The following is a 10,586-nucleotide window of genomic DNA, read 5'->3' as shown; positions in this document are numbered from 1 at the left end:
CCCGTGCCCGGTCGCTCCCCTCGCCGCATCCCGCTTTCCCTCCGGGGCGCACGAGCCGTCGCCCGGAGGGGAACGAACCGCCCCGACGCCCCGGCGTGTCCCCGTAAGACGAGCCGAAGCGTCGATGCCTTTGTACGCTGGTGTCGTTGCCGCGCCGGGGAACCCCCGGCGCCGCGCGGGCATCACGTGACAGCGCACGCCGCCGTGTGATCCCATCGCATGGCGACAACCGAAACGAGGCGGGGCGTCTCCACCGCCGCCGGTCCTCGGTAGTGGCCCCCGGGGCTCACCCCGGGTGCTTCGATCGATGGCCGGCCCGCAGCGGGACGCTCCACCGCCGCACACGTCGCCCGTCCCCCGGGACGGGCGCGGACAAGGAGAACACCGAAGGTGGAGAACGAAACCCACTACGCCGAGGCCGTCATCGACAACGGTTCCTTCGGCACCCGCACCATCCGCTTCGAGACCGGCCGGCTCGCCCGGCAGGCCGCCGGCTCCGCCGTCGCCTACCTGGACGACGACACGATGGTGCTGTCCGCCACGACGGCCTCGAAGCACCCCAAGGACCAGCTGGACTTCTTCCCGCTGACCGTGGACGTCGAGGAGCGGATGTACGCCGCGGGCAAGATCCCCGGCTCCTTCTTCCGCCGTGAGGGCCGTCCCTCCGAGGACGCCATCCTCACCTGCCGTCTGATCGACCGCCCGCTGCGCCCCTCCTTCAAGAAGGGCCTGCGCAACGAGATCCAGATCGTCGAGACGGTCATGGCGCTCAACCCCGACCATCTGTACGACGTGGTCGCCATCAACGCCGCCTCCTGCTCCACCCAGCTCTCCGGGCTGCCCTTCTCCGGGCCGATCGGCGGCACCCGGGTCGCCCTGATCGAGGGCACCTGGGTCGCCTTCCCGACCCACAGCGAGCTGGAGCGGGCCGTCTTCGACATGGTGGTGGCCGGTCGGGTCCTGCCCGACGGTGACGTCGCGATCATGATGGTCGAGGCCGAGGCCACCGACAGGACCATCGAACTGGTCGCGGGTGGCGCCCAGGCGCCCACCGAGGAGGTCGTCGCGGCCGGTCTGGAGGCGGCCAAGCCCTTCATCAAGGTGCTGTGCCGGGCCCAGTCGGATCTCGCGGCCAAGGCCGCCAAGCCGATCGCCGAGTTCCCGATCTTCCTCGACCACCAGGACGATGTCCTGGAGGCGCTGGAGACCGCGGTCCGCGACGAGCTGGCCCGTGCCCTGACCATCGCCGGCAAGCAGGAGCGCGAGGCCGAGCTCGACCGCATCAAGGCGATCGCCGCCGAGAAGCTGCTGCCGCAGTTCGAGGGGCGTGAGAAGGAGGTCTCCGCCGCCTACCGCACCCTCACCAAGCAGCTCATCCGCGAGCGGGTCATCACCGAGAAGGTCCGCATCGACGGCCGCGGCGTCACCGACATCCGCACCCTGGCCGCCGAGGTCGAGGCCATCCCGCGGGTCCACGGTTCGGCGCTGTTCGAGCGCGGCGAGACCCAGATCCTGGGCGTCACCACGCTGAACATGCTGCGCATGGAGCAGATGCTGGACACCCTCTCCCCGGTGTCGCGCAAGCGCTACATGCACAACTACATCTTCCCGCCGTTCTCCACCGGTGAGACCGGTCGGGTGGGCTCCCCCAAGCGTCGCGAGATCGGCCACGGCGCCCTCGCCGAGCGCGCCATCGTGCCGGTGCTGCCCTCCCGCGAGGAGTTCCCCTACGCCATCCGGCAGGTCTCCGAGGCGCTGGGCTCCAACGGTTCCACCTCCATGGGGTCGGTCTGCGCCTCCACCATGTCGCTGCTCAACGCCGGTGTGCCGCTCAAGGCCCCGGTCGCCGGCATCGCGATGGGGCTGATCTCCCAGGAGATCGAGGGGAAGACCCACTACGTCACGCTGACCGACATCCTGGGCGCCGAGGACGCGTTCGGTGACATGGACTTCAAGGTCGCCGGGACCCGGGAGTTCGTCACCGCCCTGCAGTTGGACACCAAGCTGGACGGCATTCCCGCCTCCGTGCTGGTCGCGGCCCTCAAGCAGGCCCGCGACGCCCGCCTGCACATCCTCGACGTGATGATGGAGGCCATCGACCAGCCCGACGAGATGTCCCCGCACGCCCCGCGGATCATCACCGTCAAGATCCCGGTGGACAAGATCGGTGAGGTTATCGGCCCGAAGGGCAAGATGATCAACCAGATCCAGGAGGACACCGGCGCCGACATCACGATCGAGGACGACGGCACCATCTACATCGGTGCCGCCGACGGTGTCTCGGCCGAGGCCGCGCGCACCACGATCAACGGCATCGCCAACCCGACGATGCCGGAGGTCGGCGAGCGCTACCTGGGCACGGTCGTCAAGACGACCACCTTCGGTGCCTTCGTCTCCCTGCTGCCGGGCAAGGACGGTCTGCTGCACATCTCCCAGATCCGCAAGCTCGCCGGTGGCAAGCGTGTGGAGAACGTCGAGGACGTCCTCGGCATCGGCCAGAAGGTCCAGGTGGAGATCGCCGAGATCGACCAGCGCGGCAAGCTCTCGCTGATCCCCGTCCTGGAGGACGAGGGAGACGGCGAGGCCGCCGACAAGGGCGACGCCGAGCGGAAGGACGCCGGCGACCGGTGACCCGACGGCTTCCCGCGACGGCCCGCTCCGCCTCCCCGGCGGGGCGGGCCGTCCCCCGTCCGCCGCACGGCGGACGGCCCGTATCCCCTTCCACGGGCCCCACCGGCCCCACCGGCCGTTCCGGTCGCCGCCGGGCGGTGACCACCGTCGAGGTACCCGGCACCAACGGCGCGGGTACCGTCCGCCGCACCGTCCTGCCCGGTGGGCTGCGGGTGATCACCGAGACCGTGCCGGGGGTTCGGTCGGTCTCCTTCGGCATCTGGGCCCGGGTGGGCTCGCGGGACGAGACCCCCTCGTTGAACGGTGCCACCCACTACCTGGAGCACCTGCTCTTCAAGGGCACCCGTACCCGTACGGCGCTGGACATCTCCGCCGCACTGGACGCGGTGGGCGGGGAGATGAACGCCTTCACAGCCAAGGAGTACACCTGCTACTACGCACGGGTGCTCGACCGCGACCTGCCGCTCGCCGTCGACGTGCTGTGCGACATGCTCACCGACTCCGTCATCGCTCCCGAGGAGGTGGACGCCGAGCGCGGCGTCATCCTCGAGGAGATCGCGATGACCGAGGACGATCCGGACGACTGCGTGCACGACCTGTTCGCGCACACCCGGTTGGGTGACACCCCGCTGGGTCGTCCGGTGCTGGGCACCGCGGAGACCGTCACCGCGTTGGACCGGGACCGGGTGGCGCGCTTCTACCGTCGCCACTACACCCCGGACCGTCTCGTGGTCACCGCGGCCGGCAGCCTCGATCACGCCTCGGTGGTCCGCCGCGTCCGTGACGCCTTCGAGCGGGCCGGCGCGCTCGGTCGGGAGGACGCGGTGCCGATGGGCCCGCGGAGCGGACGGCGAACGCTGCGCGGCGGCGGCCGGGTGGAGGTGCTGGACCGACCCACCGAACAGGCGCACGCCGTGCTCGGGCTCCCCGGGGTCTCCCGTACCGACGAGCGGCGCTGGGCGCTGGGCGTGCTCAACGCCGCGCTGGGCGGGGGCATGAGCTCCCGGCTCTTCCAGGAGGTCCGCGAGAAGCGCGGCCTGGCCTATTCGGTGTACTCGTACACCTCGGGTTATGCCGACTGCGGACTGTTCGGCGTCTACGCGGGGTGTCGTCCGGACCGGTTGCCGGAGGTGCTGAAGATCTGCCGCGCCCAACTCGCCGACATCGCCGGGAACGGGCTGTCGGAGGAGGAACTGCGGCGGGCCATCGGACAGTTGTCCGGTGCCACGGTGTTGGGTCTGGAGGACACCGGGGCGCTCATGCACCGACTGGGCAAGAGCGAGATCTGCTGGGGCGCGCAACTGTCGGTGGACGACATGTTGGCGCGCTTCGCGGCGGTCGACCGTGACGAGGTCGCCCGGGTGGCGGCCGAGGTGCTCGACCAACGGCCCTCGTTGGCGGTCATCGGTCCGCTGGGGGACCGTTGGGCCGCCGGGTTGGACGAGGCCGTCTGCTGAACCGCCGGTGTCCCCCGGCCGTGTCCCCGGGTCGTACCGGGGCACGGCCGGGGGACACCGGCGTGAGACCATCCCCGACAGGACCCGCGCGAGCGGGGTGCGGCGACGCCGCGGAGAACGGAACGAGAGTGGGCATGAGCAAGCTGCGTGTGGCCGTCATCGGAGCCCGGGGCCGGATGGGCTCGGAGGCGGTCCGGGCCGTGGAGGCCGCCGACGACATGGAACTGGTCGCCGCGGTGGGACGCGGCGACTCCCTGGACGCCCTGGCGGACGCGGGGACGCAGGTGGCGGTGGAGCTGACCCACCCCGATGTCGTGATGGGAAACCTGGCGTTCTGCGTCGAGCGGGGCATCCACGCGGTGGTCGGCACCACCGGATGGACCGAGGAGCGACTGGCGGAGCTCCGTGCCCGACTGGTCGATTCGCCCGACACCGGTGTGCTCATCGCGCCGAACTTCGGCATCGGCGCCATCCTGTCCATGCACTTCGCCCGACAGGCGGCCCGGTTCTTCGAATCCGTGGAGATCGTCGAGCTGCACCACCCGAACAAGGCCGACGCCCCCAGCGGCACCGCCGTGCGCACCGCGGAGGTGATCGCCGAGGCCCGTCGGGCCGCCGGCTGCCCGCCCCAGCCCGACGCCACCACCACCGCGCTGGAGGGAGCCCGCGGCGCCACGGTGGACGGCGTCCCGGTGCACGCCGTGCGGCTGCGCGGCCTGGTCGCCCACCAGGAGATCCTCTTCGGTGAGGAGGGGGAGATCCTCACCATTCGGCACGACGCGATGAACCGGACCTCCTTCATGCCCGGCGTGCTGCTCGGCATCCGGCGGATCGTGGAGCGGCCGGGCCTGACCAGGGGACTGGAACACTTCATGGACCTGGACGGCTGAGCGACATGGGCGCGCGCCTGGGCTACGCGGTGATGGCGATCCTGCTGGTCGTCTACACCGTCTTCATCGGACACCGCGGAGTCTTCCTCCTTCAACAGGGCACCCCGGTCACCATCGGCCTGGGAGCGGCGGTGCTCGTCCTGCCCGGTCTCGCACTGTGGTTCCTGTGGCACAGCACCCGCTTCGCCCGGCGGGCCGGGCGGCTGGCCCGGCAGCTGGAGGCGGAGGGCGGTCTGCCGGTGGACGACCTGCCGCGCACCCCGTCCGGACGGATCGAGAAGGCGGCCGCCGACGCGGCCTTCGAGCGCTACCGGGCGGAGGCGGAGGCGAACCCGGGGGAGTGGCGGGCCTGGTTCCGGCTGGCGGTGGCCTACCACGACGCGCGGGACACGCCCAGGGCCCGGCGGGCGATGCAGCACGCGATCGCCCTGCATGCCGGGGAGGGCTCCGGGGCGGCTTCCACGGGCGGCGGAACGGCGTCGACCGAGGGGTGACACCACCCCCGGGGTCCGACCACCGATACGCCGGGGCGGGGCCGGGACGACATGCTCGTCCCGGCCCCGCCCCAAGCCCTCCGTCCGCCGCCGGCTCCTCCGGCGCGGTCCGTTCAGCGGTGCTCGGCCGCCCACGCCTCGATGACGTCGGCGGCGCGGTCGAACGCGTCCCGTCGGGTGAGGAAGTCCGAGTTGTGGTCGGTCAGCAGGAGGCGCAGCGCCCCGCCGCGCCGTCGCTCGATCACCAACGCCTGACCCTGCACGGTGCGGGGCAGGCCCAGCCACTTCACCGGCTGCTGGGCGGTTCGCACGCGCCCCACGTCCCGCCACCGCAGGGTGGTGGTCATCAGCAGGTTCACCTGACGCAGTCCCCGGGGGCTCACCCAGATGCCGATGCGCAGTATCCGCAACGCGAACGCCACTCCCGCCAAACCGACGCAGAGCGTCACGGTCGCGCCCGACGGGGCGCCGGCGAGGCCGATGATCATGGCGGAGAGCAGCACGTAACCGGAGAGCAGCAGGATGACCGCGGCGATCCCCACCCGCCAGGGACCGGGACGGTAGGGGCGTCGCCAGGAACCGGATGTGGCGTGGGGAAGGGGCATGTCGCGGGTGGACTCCGCGGTGCCGCGATCGGCCGACATGATGGTCAGGGGCACGGCTCGTCCTCGCTCGTGGTGCGGTTGACACGGTTGCTGCCCGGTGAGATTACCGTGTGTTCGGTCCGGATCGGGCGATCGGGAGCGGTGCCGATCGGACGGTTGTGCGGCGAGTGGCGGCTGTCGCCCCCGCGCCTTCCGGAACATCCTCCGGGGCCTAGGCTGGGGCCCTGTTCGTACGATCGACCGCCGCCGGGGCCACCATCCCGGCGACCTGCCGGAAGGAATCCATCGGTGACCGACGCAGCTCTCCCGGAGGGAAGTCCGGCCCCAGGATCCGCGGCCGGGGAAGACGGACCGCCCCCGGTCGAGCCCCGCTTCCGGAGCGATGTCACCGTGCGGGTGGTCCGTCACAGTGCCTCGGACCGGGACGTGCTGTGGGCGGCCCGGGTCTCCACCGCCGGGGAGGACTCGCTGGCGGAGTTGGAGCGGGAGCCGGAGCGTTCCAAGGGGCTGATCAACTTCCTCATGCGGGACCGTCACGGCAGCCCCTTCGAGCACAACTCGATGACCTTCCTGGTGACCGCGCCCATCTTCGTCTTCCGTGAGTTCCACCGCCACCGGGTCGGCTGGTCCTACAACGAGGAGAGCGGGCGCTACCGTCGTCTGGAGCCCGTCTTCTACATCCCCGACGAGAGTCGGAACCTGGTGCAGCGGGGCCGTCCGGGCCAGTACGAGTTCGTCCCCGGGACGCCCGAGCAGCACAAGATGGTCCGCGAGTCGATGGAGGACTCCTACCGTCGGTCCTACGCGGCCTACCTGGAGATGCTGGAGGCCGGCGTCGCCCGTGAGGTCGCCCGTGCCACCCTGCCGGTGGGTCTCTTCTCCTCCATGTACGCCACCTGCAACGCCCGCTCGCTGATGCACTTCCTGGGGTTGCGCACCCGCCACGAACTGGCCCGGGTCCCCTCCTTCCCCCAGCGGGAGATCGAGATGGTGGCGGAGCTGATGGAGGCGGAGTGGGCACGGCTGATGCCGCTCACCCACGCCGCCTTCAACACCAACGGTCGAGTGGCGCCCTGAGCCGTTCCCGGGAACCGGGGGTTCGCTCGCCCGGGGCCGGGGAGGCGCGCCGGCGGACGGGGCCCCGTGGTCGCGGTGACCGTCCGGGTCGGCGGACCGTCCCCGCGGGGTGCACATCGATGATCAGGTGTCCGTATTGCCACTATTTGCGAAGTTCGTCTACTCTGAACAAACGGACCCGGCACTGGATGAACCCCCGAGCAGACAGTGCCGGGCTCCGTGGCTTCGGCACCCGATGCGCCCCGAGGGACGAATCTGCGAGTAGCGTGGGAACCATGGCTCCGACCTCCACACCGCAGACCCCGTTCGGGCGGGTGCTGACCGCCATGGTCACCCCGTTCACCCCGGAGGGTGAACTCGACCTCGACGGCGCCCAGCGCCTCGCCGACCACCTCGTCAACGCCGGCAACGACGGTCTCATCGTCAACGGCACCACGGGTGAGTCACCCACCACCACCGATCGGGAGAAAGCAGATCTGGTCCGCGCGGTCGTGGAGGCCGTCGGGGACCGTGCCCACGTGGTCGCCGGAGCCGGCACCAACGACACCCGCCACAGCATCCACCTCGCCCGGGCCGCCCGGGAGGCCGGGGCCACCGGTCTGCTGGTCGTCACCCCCTACTACAGCAAGCCGCCGCAGGAAGGGCTGTACCAGCACTTCACCGCCGTCGCCGACGCCACGGACCTGCCGGTCATGCTGTACGACATCCCCGGCCGCAGCGGCGTGCCGATCCACACGGACACCATGATCCGGCTGGCCGAGCACCCGCGCATCGTGGCCAACAAGGACGCCAAGGGCGACCTGGGTCGCGCCAGCTGGGCGATCGCCGCCACCGGCCTGGCCTGGTACTCCGGCGACGACATGCTCAACCTGCCGCTGCTCGCCGTCGGCGGCGTCGGCTTCGTCTCGGTCGTCGGCCACGTCGTCACCCCCGAACTGCGGGCGCTCGTCGACGCCCACATCGGCGGCGACGTCGCCAAGGCCACCGAGATCCACCAGAAGCTGCTGCCGGTCTTCACCGGTATGTTCCGCACCCAGGGCGTGATCACCAGCAAGGCGGCCCTCGGCCTCCTCGGCCTGCCCGGCGGCCCCCTGCGCCTGCCCCTGGTGGGCATCACCGAGGAGGAGACGGAGCAGCTCAAGCGGGATCTCACCGCCGGCGGGGTACAGCTCTGAACGGCGGCCCGTGCCACGGGCCGCACCACGAACTTCACAACTGAACACCGCAACCGGTGATCCCCGACCGGGGATCACGACCGAACAGCGACCGAGGCGTCGGTCACCCGCCCACCCGGACACCGCTCCGGAGGGGACCGGGGCCGGCGCGCCGTCGCGCACATCACCGCACGTGTACACAGTCATGCGCGCCATGTGTCCTCCGGGGCACCCGGCGCGTGTGGTGAGGAGAAACTTTTGAGTCACCCGCATCCCGAACTGGGCACCCCGCCCGCGGTCCCCGAGGGCGGTCTGCGCGTCACACCGCTGGGCGGCCTCGGCGAGATCGGCCGCAACATGACCGTCATCGAGTACGGCGGACGCCTGCTCGTGGTCGACTGCGGCGTCCTCTTCCCCGAGGACGAACAGCCCGGTATCGACCTGATCCTGCCCGACTTCACCGCCATCCGGGACCGGCTCGACGACATCGACGCCATCGTCCTGACCCACGGCCACGAGGACCACATCGGCGGCGTCCCCTACCTCCTGCGGGAGAAGCCGGACATCCCGCTGGTCGGCTCCAAGCTGACCCTCGCGCTCATCGAGGCCAAGCTCCAGGAACACCGGATCCGCCCCTACACCCTCGAGGTGAAGGAGGGGGGTCGCGAACGCCTGGGACCCTTCGACTGCGAGTTCGTCGCCGTCAACCACTCCATCCCCGACGCGCTCGCGGTCGCCATCCGCACCGACGCCGGGATGATCGTGCACACCGGCGACTTCAAGATGGACCAGCTGCCGCTCGACGGCCGCCTCACCGACCTGCGGGCCTTCGCCCGCCTCGGCGAGGAGGGCATCGACCTGCTGCTGTCCGACTCGACGAACGCCGAGGTCCCCGGCTTCGTCGCCCCGGAGCGGGACATCTCCAACGTCCTGCGACAGGTTTTCGCGGGTGCCCGTCACCGCATCATCGTGGCCAGCTTCGCCAGCCACATCCACCGCATCCAGCAGATCGTGGACGCCGCGCACGAGCACGGACGCCGGATCGCCTTCGTCGGTCGTTCCATGGTCCGCAACATGGGTATCGCCCGCGACCTGGGATACCTGAAGGTGCCCGCCGGCCTCCTGGTGGACGTCAAGGCTCTGGACGACCTTCCCGAACACGAGGTGGTCCTGGTCTGCACCGGCTCCCAGGGGGAGCCGATGGCCGCGCTGTCCCGGATGGCCAACCGCGATCACCAGATCCGCATCAAGCCGGGGGACACCGTCATCCTCGCCTCCTCACTCATCCCGGGGAACGAGAACGCCGTGTACCGCGTGATCAACGGGCTGACCCGATGGGGCGCCCACGTGGTCCACAAGGGGAACGCCAAGGTCCACGTCTCGGGTCACGCCTCGGCGGGCGAGCTGCTGTACTTCTACAACATCTGCCAACCGCGCAACCTCATGCCGGTGCACGGGGAGTGGCGCCACCTGCGAGCCAACGCGGAACTCGGCGCCCAGACCGGCATCCCCGAGGACCACATCGTCATCGCCGAGGACGGCGTCACGGTGGACCTGGTGGACGGCAGGGCCCGCATCTCGGGCAAGGTACCCGCCGGCTACGTGTACGTGGACGGCCTGTCGGTCGGCGACGTGACCGAGGCCAGCCTCAAGGACCGTCGCATCCTCGGGGACGAGGGGTTCGTGTCGATCTTCATCGTCGTGGACAGCAACTCCGGGAAGATCGTCAGCGGGCCCACGATGCAGACCCGCGGGTCCGGCATCGACGACGCGGACTTCCAGAAGGTCATCCCGAAGATCGAGGAGGCCCTGACCCGATCGGCGCGCGACGGCGTCACGGAGCCCCACCAACTGCAGCAGTTGATCCGTCGCACCGTCGGGAAGTGGGTCTCCGACACCTACCGTCGGCGCCCGATGATCCTGCCCGTCGTGCTCGACGTCTGACCGCTCGTCGGGTCACTCCGGGGCGGCGCGGTGCCGCCCCGGACCGGGCATCCCGGAGCGGGGCCCCGGATTTGCATCCGGGCGCCCCGCTCCAGTACGTTTACGACACCGCCGCAACGGGAAGCCGGGACAGCTCGCTGTCCGGTGGATCGGGAGTCGGAGCCCCCAACAGCCGGTCACGGCAAGGGAAATGGCTCTGATAAGGTGGGAAACACCGAAGGGAAGCGCCCGGAGGACGAACCCGCCGAATGGTGGGGGAAGTTCCGAAGGAAGCGTCCGTTCCTTGAGAACTCAACAGCGTGCCAAAAGTCAACGCCAGATATGTTGATACCCC

Annotated in this window: 8 protein-coding genes; 7 read left to right on the top strand and 1 reads right to left on the bottom strand. The window is 70.6% G+C overall.

What is annotated here, in order from left to right:
* The first annotated feature begins 390 nt into the window (after positions 1 to 390).
* From FNQ90_RS04530 to FNQ90_RS04515, 4 genes are all read left to right on the top strand, one after another.
* A complete protein-coding gene (locus FNQ90_RS04530) occupies positions 391 to 2,631 on the top strand; it encodes a polyribonucleotide nucleotidyltransferase (RefSeq protein ID WP_143617849.1) in 2,241 nt (746 codons plus the stop codon).
* Between the two features lie 137 nt (positions 2,632 to 2,768).
* Positions 2,769 to 4,088: a M16 family metallopeptidase gene (locus FNQ90_RS04525; protein WP_323379775.1), complete on the top strand. Its 1,320-nt coding sequence runs from the start codon at positions 2,769 to 2,771 to the stop codon at positions 4,086 to 4,088.
* Positions 4,089 to 4,222: 134 nt separating this feature from the next.
* Positions 4,223 to 4,978, top strand: coding sequence for a 4-hydroxy-tetrahydrodipicolinate reductase (gene dapB, locus FNQ90_RS04520; protein ID WP_182605074.1), 756 nt, complete (start codon positions 4,223 to 4,225; stop codon positions 4,976 to 4,978).
* 5 nt (positions 4,979 to 4,983) lie between these two features.
* Entirely contained in the window at positions 4,984 to 5,472 is a 489-nt protein-coding gene (locus FNQ90_RS04515; RefSeq protein ID WP_182605073.1) for a tetratricopeptide repeat protein, read from the top strand.
* Positions 5,473 to 5,585: 113 nt separating this feature from the next.
* On the opposite strand, the gene FNQ90_RS04510 is transcribed toward FNQ90_RS04515, so the two are convergent.
* The gene (locus FNQ90_RS04510; protein WP_182605072.1) at positions 5,586 to 6,131 is read right to left on the bottom strand and encodes a hypothetical protein; all 546 of its coding nucleotides are present in this window, start codon (positions 6,129 to 6,131) and stop codon (positions 5,586 to 5,588) included.
* 336 nt (positions 6,132 to 6,467) lie between these two features.
* Between FNQ90_RS04510 and thyX the strand changes: the two genes are divergently transcribed.
* The 3 genes from thyX to FNQ90_RS04495 all read left to right on the top strand — a co-directional run bounded on the left by thyX (position 6,468) and on the right by FNQ90_RS04495 (position 10,252).
* Entirely contained in the window at positions 6,468 to 7,154 is a 687-nt protein-coding gene (gene thyX / locus FNQ90_RS04505; protein ID WP_323379774.1) for an FAD-dependent thymidylate synthase, read from the top strand.
* Between the two features lie 275 nt (positions 7,155 to 7,429).
* On the top strand, positions 7,430 to 8,329 hold the full coding sequence (gene dapA, locus FNQ90_RS04500) for a 4-hydroxy-tetrahydrodipicolinate synthase (RefSeq protein ID WP_143617859.1): 900 nt from the start codon (positions 7,430 to 7,432) through the stop codon (positions 8,327 to 8,329).
* Between the two features lie 237 nt (positions 8,330 to 8,566).
* On the top strand, positions 8,567 to 10,252 hold the full coding sequence (locus tag FNQ90_RS04495; RefSeq protein WP_182605070.1) for a ribonuclease J: 1,686 nt from the start codon (positions 8,567 to 8,569) through the stop codon (positions 10,250 to 10,252).
* Positions 10,253 to 10,586: the final 334 nt, after the last annotated feature.

Origin of the sequence: Streptomyces alkaliphilus, assembly GCF_014141535.1 — a bacterium.
GTDB lineage: Bacteria > Actinomycetota > Actinomycetes > Streptomycetales > Streptomycetaceae > Streptomyces > Streptomyces alkaliphilus.
The sequence above is the reverse complement of the archived record's forward strand: the minus strand, read 5'-3'. Positions and strand labels throughout refer to the sequence as shown.